Source organism: Bdellovibrio bacteriovorus str. Tiberius, assembly GCF_000317895.1.
Classification (GTDB): domain Bacteria; phylum Bdellovibrionota; class Bdellovibrionia; order Bdellovibrionales; family Bdellovibrionaceae; genus Bdellovibrio; species Bdellovibrio bacteriovorus_F.
Genome location: NC_019567.1, coordinates 1,054,244 through 1,073,192 on the forward strand (window position 1 = coordinate 1,054,244; position 18,949 = coordinate 1,073,192).

Annotated in this window: 16 protein-coding genes; 10 read left to right on the forward strand and 6 right to left on the reverse strand. The window is 51.2% G+C overall.

The features are described 5' to 3' along the window. Nucleotide 1: 1 nt before the first annotated feature. From BDT_RS05170 to BDT_RS05180, 3 genes are read left to right on the forward strand one after another with little or no spacing between them, the layout of a single operon-like run. Nucleotides 2-499 carry a ZrgA family zinc uptake protein gene (locus BDT_RS05170; protein WP_015090209.1) on the forward strand — a complete coding sequence of 166 codons (498 nt, stop codon included), beginning with the start codon at nucleotides 2-4 and terminating at the stop codon, nucleotides 497-499. After that, nucleotides 486-1,175 (forward strand): ABC transporter ATP-binding protein, encoded by a 690-nt coding sequence (locus BDT_RS05175; protein WP_015090210.1) that lies wholly within the window; start codon nucleotides 486-488, stop codon nucleotides 1,173-1,175. Before BDT_RS05170 ends, BDT_RS05175 begins: the two co-directional genes overlap by 14 nt. Further along, nucleotides 1,175-2,437: an ABC transporter permease gene (locus BDT_RS05180; protein ID WP_015090211.1), complete on the forward strand. Its 1,263-nt coding sequence runs from the start codon at nucleotides 1,175-1,177 to the stop codon at nucleotides 2,435-2,437. Before BDT_RS05175 ends, BDT_RS05180 begins: the two co-directional genes overlap by 1 nt. 58 nt (nucleotides 2,438-2,495) lie before the next feature. On the opposite strand, the gene BDT_RS05185 is transcribed toward BDT_RS05180, so the two are convergent. Together BDT_RS05185 and BDT_RS05190 are read right to left on the reverse strand one after the other, a co-directional pair. Beyond that, nucleotides 2,496-4,394 carry an iron-regulated protein frpA gene (locus BDT_RS05185; protein ID WP_080602336.1) on the reverse strand — a complete coding sequence of 633 codons (1,899 nt, stop codon included), beginning with the start codon at nucleotides 4,392-4,394 and terminating at the stop codon, nucleotides 2,496-2,498. A 37-nt stretch (nucleotides 4,395-4,431) separates the two neighbouring features. Continuing rightward, the gene (locus BDT_RS05190) at nucleotides 4,432-4,716 is read right to left on the reverse strand and encodes a hypothetical protein (RefSeq protein WP_041577082.1); all 285 of its coding nucleotides are present in this window, start codon (nucleotides 4,714-4,716) and stop codon (nucleotides 4,432-4,434) included. A gap of 313 nt (nucleotides 4,717-5,029) precedes the next feature. Between BDT_RS05190 and BDT_RS05195 the strand changes: the two genes are divergently transcribed. Next, on the forward strand, nucleotides 5,030-5,245 hold the full coding sequence (locus BDT_RS05195) for a hypothetical protein (RefSeq protein WP_041577084.1): 216 nt from the start codon (nucleotides 5,030-5,032) through the stop codon (nucleotides 5,243-5,245). Here the strand turns inward: BDT_RS05195 and BDT_RS05200 are convergent. The 3 genes from BDT_RS05200 to BDT_RS05210 are packed head-to-tail and all read right to left on the reverse strand — an operon-like array spanning nucleotide 5,242 to nucleotide 10,512. After that, nucleotides 5,242-7,071 carry an adenylate/guanylate cyclase domain-containing protein gene (locus BDT_RS05200; RefSeq protein WP_015090215.1) on the reverse strand — a complete coding sequence of 610 codons (1,830 nt, stop codon included), beginning with the start codon at nucleotides 7,069-7,071 and terminating at the stop codon, nucleotides 5,242-5,244. The genes BDT_RS05195 and BDT_RS05200 overlap by 4 nt on opposite strands. A 13-nt stretch (nucleotides 7,072-7,084) precedes the next feature. Beyond that, nucleotides 7,085-8,701, reverse strand: a complete 1,617-nt coding sequence (locus BDT_RS05205) for a fibronectin type III domain-containing protein (RefSeq protein ID WP_041577086.1) — start codon at nucleotides 8,699-8,701, stop codon at nucleotides 7,085-7,087. Then, nucleotides 8,701-10,512 (reverse strand): hypothetical protein, encoded by a 1,812-nt coding sequence (locus BDT_RS05210; protein WP_015090217.1) that lies wholly within the window; start codon nucleotides 10,510-10,512, stop codon nucleotides 8,701-8,703. The genes BDT_RS05205 and BDT_RS05210 overlap by 1 nt, the downstream gene beginning before the upstream one ends. Before the next feature lie 136 nt (nucleotides 10,513-10,648). On the opposite strand from BDT_RS05210, the gene greB reads away from it, so the two are divergent. The 3 genes from greB (at nucleotide 10,649) to BDT_RS05225 (ending at nucleotide 12,768) form a co-directional block, all read left to right on the forward strand. Beyond that, entirely contained in the window at nucleotides 10,649-11,125 is a 477-nt protein-coding gene (greB, locus tag BDT_RS05215; protein WP_015090218.1) for a transcription elongation factor GreB, read from the forward strand. Between the two features lie 126 nt (nucleotides 11,126-11,251). Next, a complete protein-coding gene (locus BDT_RS05220; protein ID WP_015090219.1) occupies nucleotides 11,252-11,761 on the forward strand; it encodes a DUF3465 domain-containing protein in 510 nt (169 codons plus the stop codon). A 2-nt stretch (nucleotides 11,762-11,763) separates the two neighbouring features. Further along, nucleotides 11,764-12,768 (forward strand): YheT family hydrolase, encoded by a 1,005-nt coding sequence (locus BDT_RS05225; protein WP_015090220.1) that lies wholly within the window; start codon nucleotides 11,764-11,766, stop codon nucleotides 12,766-12,768. Here BDT_RS05225 and BDT_RS05230 read toward each other — a convergent pair. Next, complete coding sequence (locus BDT_RS05230; protein WP_158320224.1) at nucleotides 12,712-13,428, reverse strand: hypothetical protein; 717 nt, start codon at nucleotides 13,426-13,428, stop codon at nucleotides 12,712-12,714. The genes BDT_RS05225 and BDT_RS05230 overlap by 57 nt on opposite strands. Between BDT_RS05230 and BDT_RS05235 the strand changes: the two genes are divergently transcribed. The 3 genes from BDT_RS05235 (at nucleotide 13,428) to BDT_RS05245 (ending at nucleotide 18,823) form a co-directional block, all read left to right on the forward strand. Beyond that, the gene (locus tag BDT_RS05235) at nucleotides 13,428-14,948 is read left to right on the forward strand and encodes a flippase activity-associated protein Agl23 (RefSeq protein WP_015090221.1); all 1,521 of its coding nucleotides are present in this window, start codon (nucleotides 13,428-13,430) and stop codon (nucleotides 14,946-14,948) included. The two genes, BDT_RS05230 and BDT_RS05235, sit on opposite strands and share 1 nt — an antisense overlap. A 5-nt stretch (nucleotides 14,949-14,953) precedes the next feature. Further along, on the forward strand, nucleotides 14,954-17,173 hold the full coding sequence (locus BDT_RS05240) for a transglycosylase SLT domain-containing protein (RefSeq protein ID WP_015090222.1): 2,220 nt from the start codon (nucleotides 14,954-14,956) through the stop codon (nucleotides 17,171-17,173). 63 nt (nucleotides 17,174-17,236) lie between these two features. Further along, nucleotides 17,237-18,823, forward strand: coding sequence for a LysM peptidoglycan-binding domain-containing protein (locus tag BDT_RS05245; protein ID WP_041577090.1), 1,587 nt, complete (start codon nucleotides 17,237-17,239; stop codon nucleotides 18,821-18,823). Nucleotides 18,824-18,949: the final 126 nt, after the last annotated feature.

Consider the following 18,949-nt stretch of genomic DNA (forward strand, 5'->3'; position numbering starts at 1 on the left):
TATGTTGAAAGTTCTTCTGTTTTCCCTGATGGCCATGGCGCATTCCGATCACGCGGCCCACACACAGGCGGCACACGTTCACGGCGCGGGCAAAGTCAGTCTGGCCTTTGATGGCAAAAAAGGAAAATTGGAGTTCCATGCTCCGGCGGAATCCATCTATGGATTCGAACACGCTGCCAAATCCAAAAAGGACAAGCAGAAAAAAGACGAGGCCCTGGCAAAGCTGGGTGAAAAGATGGCCGAGATGGTTGTTTTGGATCCGTCTTTGAAGTGTGAAATCAAGCTGGAGATGTACGAGGTCATTGAAAAGAAAAACCATTCCGACGTGGAAGGGGAGTTCAATATCTCCTGTGAAGCGCCGGTGGCAGGCAGTACCATCACGTTCAATTTCCAGAAAGTCTTCTCGCGCCTGAAAAAGGTGCAGGTCGAAGTGCTGGCCGATCAGGTGCAAAAATCCCTGGAGGTTGGCAAGAACGGAGAAACTCTTGAGCTCAAATGATCTGATCACCATCAGGGATTTGTCTTACACCTATGAAGGTCAGAAAAATCCCACGCTGCACGTTCCTGAATTTACGGTGAAAAAGGGCGAAGAGCTGTTTCTTTATGGTCCCAGTGGCACAGGTAAAACGACGTTGCTTGAAATTCTGGCGGGCGTGCTTCGTCCGACCAGCGGGACTGTGCAGATTCTGGGGCGTGATTTTCTTAAGATGTCCGATTCCGAGCGTGATTCCTTCCGCGCCGAACACATGGGCTATGTATTCCAAAGCTTCAATCTGATTCCTTATCTTTCAGTTCGTGAAAACATTGAGCTTCCATTGCATCTCAGCCCGGCCCGCAAAGCCCGCCTGGGCAGTGTGGACACCGAAATGGTGATCCGTGCTTTGTGTGGCAATCTGGGTATTTCCGAACTGCTTGAAAAAGCTGTCACCGAACTGAGCGTCGGACAGCAGCAGCGTGTGGCCGTGGCCCGTGCTCTTCTGGGAAAACCGGATCTGCTTTTGGCGGACGAGCCGACCTCGGCGCTGGATGCTGACCATCGTGAAAAGTTCCTGAAGCTTTTGTTTGAGCTGGCCGAACTTTACGGCACGACCGTGGTGTTTGTTTCCCATGACCGCAGCATTGAAAAACTCTTTACGCGTTCAATCTCCTTAGAATCCATTAACAAGGTTGTGTGATGGTCTTTTTGAAGTTGGCAATCAAATCCCTGAAGAATCGGGCGTTCGCGACAACGCTGACGGTGATCTCCATTGCATTGAGTGTGGCTTTGCTTCTGACTGTCGAGCGTGCCAAACGTGCCGCCGAAGAAGGCTTCACGCAAACCATCAGCAAGACGGATCTTATCGTGGGCGCGCGCAGCGGTCCGCTGCAACTGATTCTGTATACAGTTTTCAACATGGGAAATGCGACTCACAACATTTCCTATGAAACGTATGAAAAAGTAAAAGCCCACCCGGCGATTGAATGGACCATCCCGTATTCTTTGGGTGATGGGCACCGCGGTTTCCGCGTGGTGGGAACGACGGCGGATTTCTTTAAGCACTATCACTATCGTGGTGATCAGCAGGTGAAATTTGCCCAAGGCAAAGAATTTGCTGACATCTGGGATGTGGTTGTCGGTGCTGATGTGGCCCGCAAACTGAAATACAATTTGGGCGACCGCATTGTTGTTGCCCATGGTGTGACCAAGGGCGAAGGCATTTTGCAACATGATGACCGCCCGTTTGTGATTTCCGGTATCCTTGAACCAACAGGAACTCCGTTGGACCGTGCGGTTTACATGTCCTTGCAGGGGATGGAAGCTTTGCACGTGGACTGGCAGGACGGCGCCGCTCCGGCGATGGACAAGGTGATTCCGCGTGAACAACTGACGAATGAACTGAAAGTTCACACCATCACGGCCTTCTTCGTGGGCGCGAAATCCCGTATTGAAACCCTGAAGCTTCAGCGCGAGATCAACACCTATGAAGGTGAACCGCTGCTGGCAATTATTCCGGGTGCGACGTTGAGCGAACTTTGGAACGGCCTTTCTTATGTTGAAGGCGTGCTTCGCATGATTTCCTGGATGGTTGTGGCCGTGGGCTTTATGGCCATGCTGATTGCACTGACCACGACGCTGAATGAACGCCGTCGTGAAATGGCGATCCTGCGCGCGGTGGGGGCGAAGTCCAATCAGATTCTGGGGCTCTTGGTATTTGAGTCCGCACTTTTGACTGCGGTGGGTGTGGCGTTGGGTCTGGTGACCTCTTGGGGTTTGATCGCGGTTCTGAAACCGTGGATTGAAACCGAGTTCGGTCTGTATTTGGCCGGCGCATGGATCACACGTTATGAACTGATGTACCTGATTGTCACTTTGGTGGGTGGTACCGTGATTGGTTTGATTCCGGCTTTACGTGCGCAGAAGCTGGCCTTGAAAGACGGACTGAGCGTTCGTATCTAATAAAAAAACCGCAGGTGTTGCGACCTGCGGTTTCATGTCTCTTAGGTTTCGGAATTATCTACTGAACAATTTGTGCGAGCTGGGCACCTCCCATAGCCGGAAGGCCAGTCGTATCAACGTTTTCCAGGATCACACCTGGTTTAGCTTTAAAGAAAATGTCCACCATCAGACGGAACTCGACATCCTGACCGTCTTTGTCTTTGCCTGTTGCCAGACGGGTCAGCAGTTCTTCTTCCGCCACTTCGCTTTCACCCTGTTTGAACATCAGGAACGGAGAGCGCAATTCCGTGCTGTTGCCGTACTTGTCTTTTTCGTTGGCGTAAACCACGTGGCAGGCATTGATGGCCGCCACTTTGGCGTCAGCCAGGCTGATCACTTCGCCGCCGTCAGCCACCGCGTTGCGGTTTTTATCAACCCATACCTTGATTTTCTGGCTGTACAGTTCACCATCCCAAGGACCCAGGTAATGTTTCTTTGGGTCTTCGGACTGACAGTCTTTCGCTGCCAGAGCCGCCAAAGTTTCAAAACCGTTGGCAAAAGTTTTCTCTTCACCGTTCACAGACACCTTCATCTGGGAACCAAAAAGATTCTGAGAACTGGTGATGCTGCCATCCGCATTCGGAACCACCAGGAAGCCGTCATCAATTTCACGGGTGAACTTCTGGGCATTAATGCTGTTTTCAGAAGCGCGCACCACCAGGTTTCCTCCCAGCCATGCCGTCATGTGGGTCACCGGGGCCTGGATATTGGCAAGATTGAAGAAGCTTCCGCCTTCAAGGCTTGAAGTGCGAACGTTCTTAACACCCAGATCCAGAACCAGTGGCGTGTACTTGGTGCTCATCGCAGTGCCTTCAACACCAGAGTGAACCAGCCATTGAATCAACTGAGGAACCGCTTCGTAAGCAGACACCGCGCCGGCTTTGCTGGTTCTTTGCGTGGACAGTACTTCGGTGATGAAGTCACGCTCAGTCCAAAGAGTTCTCAAGTTGAAGATCTCTTTAAAGGACAGTTGAACCTCGTCACCGCGGGTCAGGCTTTTGCTTAGTTTGACGAATTCCGGTGTCAGAATGCTGACAGTCTTGCCGGACTTATCTGTCACATTTTCACGCAGATCAGCCACATACAAGGACACGATGTTCGGAGCCCCATCACCCAGTTTTTTGAACAGGCGGGGGCTGCCGGAATCCACGATGTTTTCATAGGACTCACCATAGTAAAGATTTCTCAAGGAATGATTCTGCAACGACAGAACATCCGCCGGAGCGGCCGCTTCCGAAGCGAACACCGTCATCACACCACTGTCATCAACACTGGCAATGGCGCGCACAGTGCTGAAGAAACATTTTTCACCCGCGATAAATTCCTGACGGGCCTGCTGGTGATCTGCAATATAGTGAAAATGGTTGGTGACCGTGGCTGTTTTGGTGCAGTTCGTGGACCATTTGCAGGCATCAGTGTCTTTCTTTGCGGCACCCACATAGAACGGTGTCACACCGTTGGAATCTTTGCGCAGAATGGTTCTTTGATGGGACCACAAGGCGATGGAGTCTTCAGCGCTGCCGGCAGACACGGAAAAACGCACGGGGATCAGCGATGTGTCAGCTTTTGCCGCTGCCAGGGCAGCCAGACGTTCTTCTTCATAACGGTCACTGCCATCGGCGCGAACGCGGTCGCAGTTTGAAACGGCTTTGCCATTCAGACCGTTGTCCGAAGCGATATTCGGAGTCATGGAATCGTCACCCTGATGGATGTCGCTCATGTGTTTGAACGGATTGAATGGATCCACCTTGGGTTCTTCCACTTCGGGAATCACCGGCGTCTGGCCGAACACGTTATCTGTCAATGAGCTTTGTTCAAGGACTGAGGGGGCAAAACGTACAGGTTGGCTGCAACCTACGACAGCCTCAACAAGCGCTCCACACAGAACAATTTTTGAAAGTTTAGTTACTTTATTCACGAAAATCCCCCCGGATTTAAAACTGAATACTGTGGAACTAGTGATTCTGGTCGCGAAGTGATTTCACTTCGACCTCATCTTCCAGCAGAAACGGATTGTACTTCACCGGATTGCGCGTGCTTTGCACGACGGTGATCACTTCACCCTTAAAGGTGTTTTCTGAACTGATACCGCGTGTGATGGTGTTATTCAGATTCTTGGCGGCGGTATTGTTTTCTTCAATCATCTGATTAAAGTCGCCGGTACCGAGACCATCTTTTGCAAAACTCTTTACTGGTGCGATCAGTGTGAACAGCAAGATTCCACCCATTACCTTCTTCATAGCATCCCCCCGTGGGAATGTTCCTAAAGCAACGGACAGGCCAGCACTTAAGTGTTTGAAATCGCATAAGCCTGGCTGTTCACGTTTTGGTGGCGTTACCGTTCCTTAATTTCTGTGAATGCTTGATTTGTCTGGGATAAATCTGAAAAGCGCCCAGTGTTTAAACATGGGAATTGTGTGTACAGTCCGCTAACAGGGGGTGGGGAACGTCAATCAGCTTTTAGACAGTGACCAGGATGTCAACGGCGATAAGCAATAGGTTGCTTTAAAGGCGGCAAGGGAAATGCAAGGGTAGTGGATTCCGGGGGGAATCATGCGTATCAATCTTAAGCTAGTGCTGCTCTGTCTGTTGCTTATTAATGTTGTGTCCTGCGCCAGCGTGGGTGTCAAAGATCCCACCAAGCAGGTGCATGTGACCGAAGCCTTTATATATCCGGAATATAGACAGACGGTGGCTGTGGCTGAAGAGTTCAGCCGCAAACAGGTGGCGGCGGCAAGCACGTCACGTGCTCCCGCCAGTGTGCCTTAGGCTGCGTCTTTGATTTTGACCTTGTCAGCGGCTTCCGCTTCATAGTCAGAATAAGCAGTGCGAACTTCGACCATCGAGCCATCTTCCGCTCGATAACCACGCACCTTGAACATTTTCAAAGCCTCCGAGCGTCCTTTGACCTCGGCGGCACCGGCAAGTTCGGTCTTGAAGTCTTCACCGATTTTTTCGATGACGGTGTCTGAAATAAGCAGATCCGCACCGAAAGCCTTGGTGGAGGCTTCAATTCGCGAAGCCGTGTTCACCGTGTTTCCGATCACCGTGTACTCCATACGCTCGTCTGAACCGATGGTTCCCGAAATTGCTTTTCCGGCGTGCAGGCCCATGCCGATATTGATCGGCGGCTGTTCGCGGGCGATACGGCGTTCGTTCAGACCTTCCAAAGCGCGGCGCATTTCCAGACACGCACGCACGGCCTGATGGGCGTCTTTGTCCGAGCTCTTCGGAGCACCCCAGACCGCCATGATCGCATCCCCGATGAATTTATCCACCACTCCGCCATGGGAGTTGATAATTTTAACCATCACACCAAAGTATTCATTCAGCATTTCAACGACCTCTTCCGGAGATCTTTTTTCCGAAAACGCCGTGAAGCCGCGGATGTCCGAGAAAAAGACGACAACGTCCTTGGTCTGTCCGCCGACGCCGATGTCCTTGTTGATCAAGTCCTCCGCGACTGAAGAACCGTGGAACTTCGAGAACAGGCTTTTCACCTTGTCGCGTTCCTTCAAACCCTCGGTCATGTGATCAAAGGCTTCAGCCAGGTCACCCACTTCATCATGGGATTTCACCTGAGCACGGGCCTTCACATTGAAGTTACCCTTTGAAACGAGATTGATCATCTCTGCCAGCTTTTCAATCGGGGAGGTCAGGGTCATAGAGAACAGGAAGATAAAGAAGATCGCCATCGAGATCGCGGAACCCGCAACGAAGATCGCCCGGCGTTTCACCTCGCGGGAAACTTCCAGGATGGTTTCTTCTGAAGTCTGTGAAATCACCGTGGCACCGTAAGACGTTTTTACGGAAGCCCCGAAGTAATCCTTGTCGTTGTCAGGATTCATGAACTTGGTCTGGAACTGCGGTGACTTTTGCGTCAGCGCTTTTTGCACGATTGGGTATTTTTCCATATTCAGGCGCGCCATGGCTTTTTGTTCGTCTTTGTGGGCCAGAAGCTCACCATGACGGTCAATCAGATACTGGGTGCGCTCGGACGGGTCGGTGAAAGGCTTTTCAAATGGCGCCAGGGTCACATCGGCCAGGGCCACGTGGGTGATTTTACCCTGTTCATCGCGGATCAGCGGAATGCCAATCGTGATCATCGCCGGAGCCTTGGGATAAGTCGCATTTTTGATTTCAATGCTTCCCTGAGCCACCGAGCGGATCGGGAACTTTTGCCATGAACGCACATGAATCATGTAAGTGGAATTAAGACCGTAAGGCTTAAGCACGTCTTCTTTCACCCGACGGGCCACAGTTTCAACGCTGGTGCCGTCAAGCTTCAGGACTTCCAAAGAGATAAAGTTTTTATCTTTGATAAAGTTGAAATCAAAGCTGTCGCCTGTGTCAGCCTGTTCGTTGGTTCGTTTGGTCAAAAGCGAAGCGGTGACGCGGGTCTTGTCGACCAGATTGGCGATAATGTTTTCGATTTCTTTGGCCTTGGCAGCAGCCGATTCCAGATTCGCGATATCGACCTGCTCGGCGGCTTTCTTTTCAAAGTAAGACGAGGAAATCCAGGTGATGGTCCCGGTGGCAGCGACCAGGATCAGGATCGTGACTGTAATGAGTTTTGTCGAAATCGGTATTCTCATAGTTCTCTCCTGATCAGAAGCTCCACTCGGCAAAGACGTTTAGATAGTTACCAATAATGGTCGACTCGTTGACGTCTCCGTCAGAGGCAAAGCTGTCCGTTCCGGTTTTCGCCTTGTAGGACATCTTGTCTTCACGCATGGCATAGCCAATCAAACCTGTAAAACGAGGAGTGAAGCGATAACTTCCCAGGAAGCCGAATTGAGTCGACATCTTGGGTTCCATCGGTTCACCGTTGGGTGTGCTGATTTTCATCAGGGACATATAAAGATGCGCATTCACCTGAATGCCCAGCTTTGGAGTCAGTGAATACCAGTATTCCGCACCAAAATGCGGACCGGCAGAACTGATTTTCATGTCTTCTGAAGAGCCAGAGAAGGGATCACCCACAGTTTCAGGAAGTTCTTTATAGTAAGGACCGGCCTGGAACCGAACTTCGCCGCGGTCACCGACGGCACGACGATAGACGGCGTTGGCTTCAGCTGAAGCAAATGTCTGGGTTTTTCCGTTGAAGGTGAAACCGCTCATGTCGATGATTCCCAGGAAGCCCCATGGGGTGTGCGGTGCAAACCAGCCCACGCCCAAACGGCCCGTACCACCCAGGGCTTTGTAAGCCACTGAAGAGTTCTTTTCCGGGTTCACACCCTGATAGGACATTTCCGTGATCAGATAACTTGCCACCGCATACCAGCCAGTGACGCGTTCGATGGATTTACGAACCAAAGCAGTGTATTCCGCCGCCGGAGAACGATCCCCGCTGCGCACCGAGAAGGATTGTTTCGCCAGCGGAGCTGACGGGCGCAGGTCCGATTTGGCACGAACCACAACCTGATATTTTCCACCCGGCAGATTGTCATCAAATGGCAGGGTGTCCTGCTGATAGTTTTCATAGACTTTCAGCTTTTCCCATTTTTTATCAGCGGTGTTGTATTTCAAAAGATAAACGTCATAGCTGGAAACATGATCCGGACGGGACCATTTCAGTTCACGCACGAAATCGCTTTCCGGCTTTTCAATGCGCGGATTTTCAATGGGTTTCCCCAGCAGGGTGAACTGACCCACGGCGGTGGCATCACTGGTGATGCCTTCGTTGTTGCTGGATGAAACTTTCCACGTATAGTGCGAAGCCACCGGCACTTTCACTTTAAAGGACGGATCCTTCAAAGTTTCGGTGATCTGGGTTTTGCCGTCATCAGATGTCAGCACAAAGTGATATTGATCCGCACCACCCACCGGGGCCCATTTGAACTCCAGTGACGTGCTGTCGGTTTCTTTCGTGGCCATTTTAACACGGGCCCCTGGGAACTTCAGCACGGCCGTTTCAAGGCCCACGTTGAATTCGCTTGGTTCACTCCAGTCACCCGGAACACCACGATAGTCACGTGAGCGCAGTTTCATCATGTACTTGCCCGGCGTCAGTCGACCATTCCAGGCAGCTTCGGAAACTTTGAAAGTGAAGGTCTTGGCGTCTTCTTCTTTGCTGGATTTAACCTGTTTCAGTTCGATTTCGTAGGACTTGGCGTTCTCAATGGCCTCCCACTCGAAGTTCACCAGACGGCGATACGGCGCCGCCAGAACCATCGAGGTCCAGAAAGAGATCATTAATAAAATGAACGCACTGCCTAACTTCATCAATTAACCTTGATCTTCTTTAAAGTAGGGGCCCGCACATTGGACTTGTCCGGTACCAGCAGTTTTCTTGCCGGACCGGCTTGGCTGTTTCTTCCATAAGAATCAACAGCGATCAATTCCACTTCATATTCACCCGGCAAAAGATTTTTTAATGCCGTCGAGTTTTGCATGTATTTACTGCGTTTCAGTTCCTTGCCATCTTTGCGGATGGTCAGCCAGTATTCTTTCGCGCCTTCAACCGGATTCCAGGTCAGCTGCGTGCGACCGTCCATAGAAGCCTGCAAAGTGCCTTCGGCCGGCGTGAAGCTAGGGGCATTCAGCAATGGCAGGGGACTGACGGTCAGGATCTGTGAACTTGTGGTGCCCAGAACTTTGCCTTCTTTATTCAGTGCCTCGATGGAAGCAATGTAGCGGCCTGGGCGGGCTACTGGCGCCTGCACCTGCGTGTTCTGAACTTCTTTGACGTCAAAGCTTTGTGCCAGGGCAGGGTCTTCTTCTTCGGTGTGATATTTTACGCGCCATGCAGAGACGTTTTCAGTCTTATCCACTTTCCAGGAAAGGCCCAGGCGTGGTTTTTCAACATAGTACTGAACCATGTCTTTTTCAGGCATGGTGAAGTTGATCTGTACAGGAACGAATTCGACTTTGGCATTCACCTGACTTGCAGGTTTGATCGTGAACTTCTGCACTTTGCCGATCGCCGGTTTTTCCGTGTCGACAAAGTAAGTCGTCATACGCCAGAAGTAAGTGCCGGCTTTCAGGCCCGGGGCCGTGAAGCTTTCTTCCTTGGTGAAGGTGTTGGTGGAGATTTTGTTTTTCAACTGTTCATCCGCCCACAATTCCAGGGTCATCTGGCGGGTGTCATCACCCTTTTGCCATTTAAAGGTCATATCATAAGGGGTCTGCACTGCAGGCACTTCAGCATCGGCAGTCGGGAAGACCATGGTCGGCGCATAGCGGGCCAGAACCTCGGTTTTATAGATAGCGCTTTCGGCAGCCACCGACCCTTGCGGATTTGTCGCTACAAGTTTCCAGTAGTGACGACCGAAGGGCAGTGAAGCCATAAGTTGATTTGCATTCGGAGCAGCCTTCATCAGCGGTTTCAGCTGTTTTCGGCTGGGGCCCACCCACAACGTGATGTTGGAATTAGGCGGGAAGCCCTGCCATTGGAACGGCACGGCTTCTGGGTTTTCAGCATCCATGGCCACGGGTTTCTGTGGCAGTGGAGTCAGGATTTTGACTTCTTCACGTGTGATCAGGTCTTTGCTTTGGCCGTCAGATCCTTTGATGGAAGCTTTACCTTCCAAAACCTGAACGTCGACAGAATCGCCGCGGCCTTTGGAAAGACTTGCGGAAGCCTGGGACAGATCGACTTTACCGTTGGCGGAATTAAGCACCAGTCCCGGGGCATCGCCATCAGCGGCGCCGGTTTTGGCATTAACGAACAAGCTACCTTCCATCAAATCCAGGGCGATTTCGCCTTCGGATTTTTTGATCACGATCAGGGATTCCGGTTCCAGATCAAGATAGCGGTCTGAATCCACGAACTGAATGCGCACTTCGCCACGTTCACTGGTACGAATGGCTTCACCGTTGTACAAAGGTTCACCCGAATTGACGAGCTGCCACAACAGACGTGAAGCCGGACGGCGTTGAATGTCTTCAACTACTTTTCCGACGTAGGCCAGCGGTTTTTCATTGGAATTGGAGGAACGTGTGTCAGCTGTGGACTGATACCAGAACCACGTTGCAGCAAAAACGGACGACGAGCTTAATGCAGCGATAAGCAGACGTTTCCACTGTTTTTTCATCGATTCCTCCTCATACTTTTTTCGGAGTAAATGTCTCAATATTAAAGGGAGCTAAAGTCTAGGTCCGAGGGTGATGTAAAGAAATTGTGGAAAGTTTGCTGGAAGGCCTCTGGAAGATGGTCTAGAGTCTTGCCATATGGATAACAACAAGAACTACATCACCCCCGAAGGTCTGGCTAAATTGAAGGCGGAATACCACGCGTTGATGCATGTGGAGCGTCCTAAATTGGTGGAAGTCGTTGCGTGGGCTGCCAGCAACGGGGACCGTTCGGAAAATGCGGACTATCAGTATGGCAAACGTCGTTTGCGCGAAATTGACCGTCGCGTGCATTTTCTGACCAAACGAATCGAAGACGCTGAGCTTGTTGATCCAAAGCAGATGAAGGGCACAACGGTGCTATTCAGTGCCACAGTCACATTGGCCAATGAAGAGGGTGATGAAGTTGTGTATCAGATCGTTGGTGAAGACGAGTTTGATCCGAAGGCGGGCAAGATCTCGTGGAAGTCCCCTGTGGCGCGCGCGCTTCTTGGAAAAAAATTAGGAGATGAGGTTCGAATCGTCAAACCTGCTGGCGAAGAGTTCGTAACTATTGAGAACGTGGAGTTTAAGTAAAATTTACAGATTCTGTCAGATCAGCTTCAAACGAATCTTCGAAGGGATGTTTCAATGGCATCCCTTTTTTATTGGTTGTCTTTGTCCGCACATTTTAGCAGACTCCCGCGCATAGCAGGGGGAGCTATGAAACTTATCACTAAGATCAGCATCTATCTTTTCGCATTCGCCGTTGTTTTTGCCCACGTTGAAACCGTTGAAGCCAAGCGCCGCGGCAATCGTGAGGAATCCTGGGATCAGAACCGCCAGAGCGAAGACTCTAGTTACGAACAAAGCGCATCTTTGGATGAATCTGCCAGTGATTCCGATCTGGTGCGTGCGGTGAATGATCGCCGTCGTGAAGACTTTGTTGAAGGTGGCAGCCTGACAGTTGTTAAGATCCTGCCGGACGACAGCAGTGGTTTAGAGCATCAAAAGTGGGTGGTTCGTCTTTCCAATGGCGAGCTTATGCAGGCTGTGTATAATCTTGATATGTGCCCACGTGTCCCACTGAAGGTGGGGGACGTTATTGCCATGGGCGGGCAATTTATCTGGACCAATAAGGGTGGACTGCTTCACTGGCTTCACCATGATCCCCGCGGCAGACGCCCGGATGGATACGTGTACGTGAACGGGCAGTACTACTGTAAGGAGTAAACTTGCAACGACTGAACCTGATTCCATGTGCAGCGCCTTTTTGGGCCGACAGCGGTCACGGTCAGACATTGTGGGCGCACTTTTTAAAGTCCGCTGAGCTATCACATTTTGGTAAAAAATTTGAAGTCGATCTTCCTGACGGGGATCGACTTTTTTGTTCCTGGATCGAAGGTCACACCAATCTGGTGGTCAGCCTTTTCCATGGTCTTTCCGGGGATGTCACATCGGACTATATGCAAAGAACCGCGTTGATCTGTCAGCAACTGGGGCATTCCGTTGTGCTGGTCAATCACCGTGGCGCGGGTGAAGGCGCTCCTTTCGCCAAACGACCGTACCATTCCGGCAGTGCCGAGGACGTGTCCGTGGTGCTGGGGCAGCTTCGTCAGATGTTCCCGAATAAAAAGCACATTTCTGTCGGGTACTCTTTAAGCGGTAACATCATGCTGTGTCTGCTGGGCGGGTACGGCGGCAAGAACAAGCCTGACGGGGCAATCACGGTCAATGCACCGTTGAATCTGCAATCAGGTTCTTTGCTATTGAAATCCGGATTTAACCGCGTCTATGACATGCGTTTTGTTCTGCGCCTGCGCAAGCTGGTGGAAGAAAAACACCGCATGGGGCTGATCACTGAAAAATATGAAATTCCCAAGTGGGCCACAGTCTGGGATATGGATCAGATTTACACGGCTCCAGCATCGGGATTTGCCAGCCGCGAGGACTATTATCAGCGCTGTTCTTCGATTCAGTATGTTGCAGGCATTGATGTGCCGACGTACACGCTGACTTCGGCCGATGATCCGTTTGTGGATGTTGGCGACTATTTGCGCGCGCCATTCTCAAAGCATGTGCAATTGCATATTGAAAAGCGCGGTGGCCATATGGGCTATCTGCATCGCCAGTCATTGCCGATTGGTGGTACGCGCTGGCTGGATTATTATCTGCACGAGGCTTTACGAGGTCTTGAAAGCACACTCAGTGAAAAGGTTCCAGCGCTGGCGCCAAAGTGAAAAACCTGGCAGCGTTTGTCCTGATTCAAATACCGGAATTTCCAAAACACGAAGCTGCTGACGGCGAATTCCGCCCAGCAGTTGCGGTCCCAGATACCAACCCGTGAATTTACGGGGCTCCGTCGCCAGTTTTTCGATGGCGGCTTTCTTAAATAGCAGAATTTCGCTTAACGGATCCTGCGGCCCTTGTGGGAACTTGTCGCGCAAAATGCGGTTGAAGCTGTCCTCCATCTGCTGACGGGGGTGGGGCGTTTTCAGGAAGGGGCTGTCTTTTTTCTTGTAGCGGTCGCCCCAGCAGACTTCAAAATTTTCTTCGGTCATCAGGTTCTGCAGCAGTTTGAAGTAATCACCCAGGGGTGTGTTCATGTCCACGGATGTGATGGCTGAAAAAGGGGCTTGGCTGCTTTTTAAGCCCTGCCACAAGCTGGCCGCGCGGCCCAGTTTCCTGGAGTTTTGCAGAACGCGCACGGGGCCTTCTGTCGGGGGCACCGCGCAGCCTTTTTCTGCCACAACGATGACTTCGTAATTCAGTGGGAACTTGGCAAAAAAACCGCGCAGGTCACGCAAGTAAGCCGGAAGCATTTCCGGATGTTCCAAATAAACAATCAGTGAGCAGTGCGGGGTTGACACAGAAGATTCCATCTTTACGATAGTTAACAATGAAATCTTTCAAGGTCACGAACTTCTCTCATGCGGCTTTCTGGGCGGGGCTTTTCCTGCTGGCTTTGATCAGTCGTTTTGCTCTTTTGACCAACAAACCCATTCACTTTGACGAAAGCATCAACGGCTGGTTCGTGATGCAGATGTCAAAGCTGGGGTATTACAAGTACGATCCCAACAATTATCACGGCCCGATGTATTTCTATGTGCTGCAGGGCTTTGAAGCCTTGTGGGGCCGCAGTCTGGAGACCCTGCGGGCGGTGCCGGCCCTGTTCAGTGTGCTGAGTGTGATTATTCTGGCGTGGGGAGCTTTGCGGCCCAAAGCGGTGAACATGGTGATGGCGGTGCTGGTTTTGCTCAGCCCGGCCTTTATTTTCTTTGGCCGCTCCGGGATTCATGAAATGCCGTTTGTGTTCTTCCAGCTGGTCGCTGGCATGGGAATCTTGCGCTGGATTGGCCGTCAGGATGAAAAAGCCCTGGGCCTTTTCCTGATCGGGCTGTGGGGCATGATGGCCCTGAAAGAAACTTTCGTGATCACCATGTTTGCCTGGGTGGTGGCCTTTTTGACGCTGGGCTGGAGCCACCTGCGCACGATGTTTTCCCTGGAAACAATTCGTCTTGCGTGGAGCGGCCGGTTGACGGTGCTGACTGTGTTGCTGCTTTTGATTTTCCTGCAACTGTTCACCGGCTTTTACCAGAATCTTGGGGGCATTGTTGATTTCTTCAAATCCGTGCTGCCGTGGCTGAAAACAGGAGTCCATGGTCATGGTCACGAAAAAAGCGCGTGGTACTGGCTGCAGGTGCTTTACACGGCAGAGCCTTTGGTTCTGTTCGGGGGACTGCTGGCCGTTGTCGGCGTTTTCTCCAAGCGCAAAGAATTGCGCGCAGTCAGTGTGTTTTCTTTGGTACAGCTGCTGGTGTATTCGTTGATTCCTTATAAGACCGTGTGGTGTGTGCTGTCACTGGTATGGGGTTTCTATTTTGTCCTGGCGATAACGCTGGTGAACGCTTTTGAAACCCGTTTTCTGGGACGTCACGTACTGGCTGGTGTGGCGCTGGTATTGGCGGCTGTGGGGCTTCGCAGTGTCTGGATTTCCGTTTATCAAAGACCCATTGATTTGACGCATCCTTATGTTTACGTCAATTCCACCTATGAGCTGGTGCAGGTTTCTGACCTTATCACCAAAAATATTCTGGAAAAACCTTCGTTGGCCCAACAAAGAATGCAAGTCGGCATGAAAGAACAGTGGCCATGGCCGTGGCTTTTGCGCTATGCAAATAATTTGTCGTATGAGCTTTGCAGCAAACGTGTTCAGGAAAATGCCGCTGTGTATTTCTGCGACTATGGGGTCGCAGACCCGCTGGAACTTTTGTTGAACGAACCTTATTGGAAGCTTGAAGTGGTCTTCCGCCAGTCGCGGGAACCTTCTTTGATTTATCTGCGCAAAGCTGATTTTGATATGACTGATTACAAAGGGCCTATGCAAAGCGTGGGGCCCAAGTTGGAGGAGTCTCCGTGAAAAGAATGATCATGGCCGGTGGCCTTCTTATTGGAAGTGCGGCTTTCGCCCAAGTGCAAAAAGTGGATGTAAAAAAAGAGCTGCCGAAAGATCCGGTCGTGGATCTTTATAAGATCGCTGATGCAAAGAAAGCAGTGAAGCTTTCACCGCTTTCGCAGCTGAAAGATTATGAAATTCACCTGAAATGGGCCGAGTGTGCGCGTCTGGCGCCACAGGTATTCACAAGCAACAAGGATCTGCGCGGTTGGGTTGGTGTCAGCTGGCTGCATTGTCTGGACGAATCCCAGAAAAAGGTCAAAGACCGCGCGGCCGTGGATCGTGCACTGACCACAATGGAGGCGCACAAGGATCTTTTCCGCAATGGACCGTGGTCCGCAAATCTTGAGAAATATTATCTGGATTTCAAGATGGTGCAGCTGGAAGATCAGGTGACCCGCAAGAATAAAAAAGCCGCGGTCAGCATTGATGCTTTGTTGTCCAGTGCAGCGGTGATGAATCGCGAACAGAAATCCAAGGCTTATCAACTGCTGGGTGATCTGGCGATGCTTGATAATAACTATAACGAAGCGCAGTTCTTCTTTGAACAGGCGCAGGATCAAAAAGATTCCAAATATCTTCAGGAAAAACTGGATTTCATTGCCAAAACAAAAACGACGGCGATGCCGCCAGCAAAGACGGCCACCGTGGCGCCGGAAATCGCCGGGGATGAAGCCAAGATTGAAGAGCGCATTCGTCTGGCGCAAAAGCAGAACGATCCGATCGCGGCCTTAAAAGACAGTGTGCAGATTCTGAATGAATATCCGGGCAGCCGCGCCGCGCGCCGCCTGAAAGACAAGCCGTTGGAGATTTACAATTCTCTTAGCGAAAAGCTGGTCAAGGTCAAAGCTCTGAATGAAATGGAAGAAGCCGACACCGCCCGCTTGATGGAATGGGCGCACAACATGCATCGTCGTGCGGATTATTCGGGTTCATTGTCGTTAGCACTGAAGGCCCTGGATAAGAGTCCCCAGGCGCCATCCACGACATCGGCTCTTTGGATTGCCAGTCGCTCGGCGCATTTCCTGGGTCAGTATGACAAAGCGCTGGAGCTTTATAAAAAACTGTACACTTATCATCTGGGTTCGGATGAAGCCGCTGAAGCGCTGTTCCGCGCAAGTTTGATTTATTTCCGCAAGCAGGACTATGCAAGCTCTTCCGCATTGTTGGAGCGCCTGTTGCAGCAGGGGCGGGATCGTTATGAGTTGAACGGGCAGTACTGGCTTGTGCGCTCTTTGCAGGAAAGCAAGTCCGAGCGTGCGCACCAGGCTGCGGCAGATTTGATCGAACGCTATCCGTTTTCTTATTATGGTCTGCGCCTGCGCGCGGAATCGCAAAAAGGCAAACTGTCCTGGCCGGATAATAAAGACAAGGCTCCGGCGCTGGGGAATGAATTCTTTGTGGTGGGCGCGCAAAAAAATGCGTGGCACCGTTTCAAGGTTTTGTCCGAAGCCGGTTGGGTGAGCGAAGCGCAGGAAGAATTGTCGTCTGTGCCATTCTTAAAAGATGCCACGTTGAAAGTGCAACTGGCAGAAAAACTGGTGGAGCGTCATCAGTACGTGACAGCAATACGCTGGATCAACGAAGCCATGGAAGCTGACCCACGTCTGCGTCGCGAGCAATTTGTAAAGATCGGATACCCGGAAGCCTTCGCCAGTCTGTATCAAGCTGAGGCGGAACGTTATGGCGTCGACGCGGTTTTGTTTAAAAGTCTGACCCGTCAGGAAAGTGCCTTCAATCTGAAGGCGGTCTCGACCTCGAATGCTCTGGGGTTGATGCAGATGATTCCACCGACAGCTCAAGAGGTGTCCAAAAAACTGGGCATGAAAGTGGAGCTTCCCGACGACATGTTCCGTCCTGAAGTGAACATCCCGATGGGCTCTTTCTATGTATCCCAGATGTTAGACCAGTTCCAGGGCAGCGTTCCTTTCGCTCTGGCGGCATATAACGCAGGACCCTATCGGATGAAGTTGTGGATCGATGCAAGAACTGAGGTCAGCGAACTACTTACCAAACCCAGCTCGGCTCCGGTGGATGAACTGTGGTTTGACGAGCTGCCATGGACGGAAACGAGCTTTTATGTGAAGGCCATTCTGCGCAACGTCCTGCTGTATCGACTCTCTGAGAAGGGCCAATACGAGGTAAATCCCGTCTTATGGCAGGATTTGCTCAACAAAAAGGCAAAATAAGGGCGTTGTTTTATTGAAAAATCCTCTCGAGTTTTGTAGCCTGAAAACTCAGTCGGAGGACTCATGAGGAGACTTTTAACATTGAGTTTGGTCCTGGCCTTTGTGTCAGGTTGTGCTCATAAGGATTTGGGCACGAAAGCTGGCAGAACAGCGACCAACAGTGAAGGGGATTTGAAGGACATTGGCTCGTTCCGTTTGTCTGACCCCGAAGGCCCCAAGGTGGTGGATCAGGAATTGGAATCCATCCCTACTGAAGTTAACCCCCTAGTTGAAAAATGGATTGCCTACTTCCAGGGTCGCGGTCGCCCGCACATGGAACGTTACCTTGCAAGATCCACTCGTTACGAAAAACTGATGAAAAAAGTTTTGCGTGATAATGGACTTCCTGAAGATCTGTTTTACATCGCTTTGATCGAATCCGGATTTAGCTCTCGCGCGACTTCACACGCTTCGGCGGTGGGGTACTGGCAGTTCATCCGCGGTACCGGTAAACGTTATGGTCTGGACATCAATGCTTTCGTGGATGAACGTCGTGACCCGGTCTTTGCAACTCAGGCTGCGGCCGAGTACTTCAAAGGTCTTTATAGCGTGTTCGGTTCCTGGTATCTGGCGATGGCTTCCTATAACGTGGGTGAAAATCGCGTAAAACGTGAAGTGATGAATCACTACACCCGTGACTTCTGGGAGCTGGCTCGTAAAAAACGCCTGCCAGCTGAAACCATCAACTACGTGCCAAAATTCATCGCGGCTAAAATGATCGGTAAAGATCCGGCGAAGTATGGATTCGATGACATCGATTATCTTCCGCCGATCGAGTTCGATCACATCACCGTTTCCCAGCCAGTGAACCTGCGTCAGATGGCGGATAAATTGAACCTGAACTATGAGGACTTCAAAGCGTTGAATCCAAAGTTCAAGGGTGAAGTGGCGATCCTGAAAGGCAGCGACCTGATTCTGCGCATTCCTCCGGGCACGGCAGAACAGTCCAAAGTGGCTGCTTCCGAAAGTTTTGTTTCCCGCGTTCAGTTCGTAGCTGACACCGGAGACACCCAGACTTACCGCATTCGTCATGGCGACACGTTGAGCACAGTGGCTCGTCGTTACCGCACCACGGTGGCGTTCCTGCGTGATCTGAATGATCTGCCTCGCCGCAAGCCATTGCGCGTGGGTATGCGTATTCAGGTGCCGGACCGCACTCCGCTGAAAGATCGTTCCCAGTCTCGTTCTATGGTGGCTAAAAAATCCGCGGTGGAAGCTCCAAGAAATACGGTGACTGTCAGTTCGGATGGTCGTTATTACATCGTTCAGTCCGGGGACTCTTTGTTCACGATTGCACGCAAGTATTCCACCAGCGTTTCTGAGCTTCAGCGCATGAACAACATCCGCCGTGGCCGTACACTGAAAGTGGGCATGAAACTGAAAGTTCCAACTCCGGGCAGTTCTTCTGCTCGTGAAGTGGCTACTGAAGTGGCTCAAAGCAAAAAAACGAAATCCAAGGTTCACGTGGTCCGCAGAGGTGAAAACCTTTCCGTGATCGCGGCGAAGTACAATGTGGCTGTTTCTGATATTAAAGAAAAGAACAACATCCGCAACCCGGCATCCTTGATGGTGGGCGCGCGCATTGTGATTCCGTCCGAAGTGAAGCAATAAGAATTTTCTCGCAATAGTCTTTAAGTCGACCCCAAAATCACGACTGGTAACAAAGCCAGTCTCAGATTCTGGGGTCTTTTTTTGTGTTCTCTCAGGTTCTATTGTGACATCCCGTCGCCTTCGTCG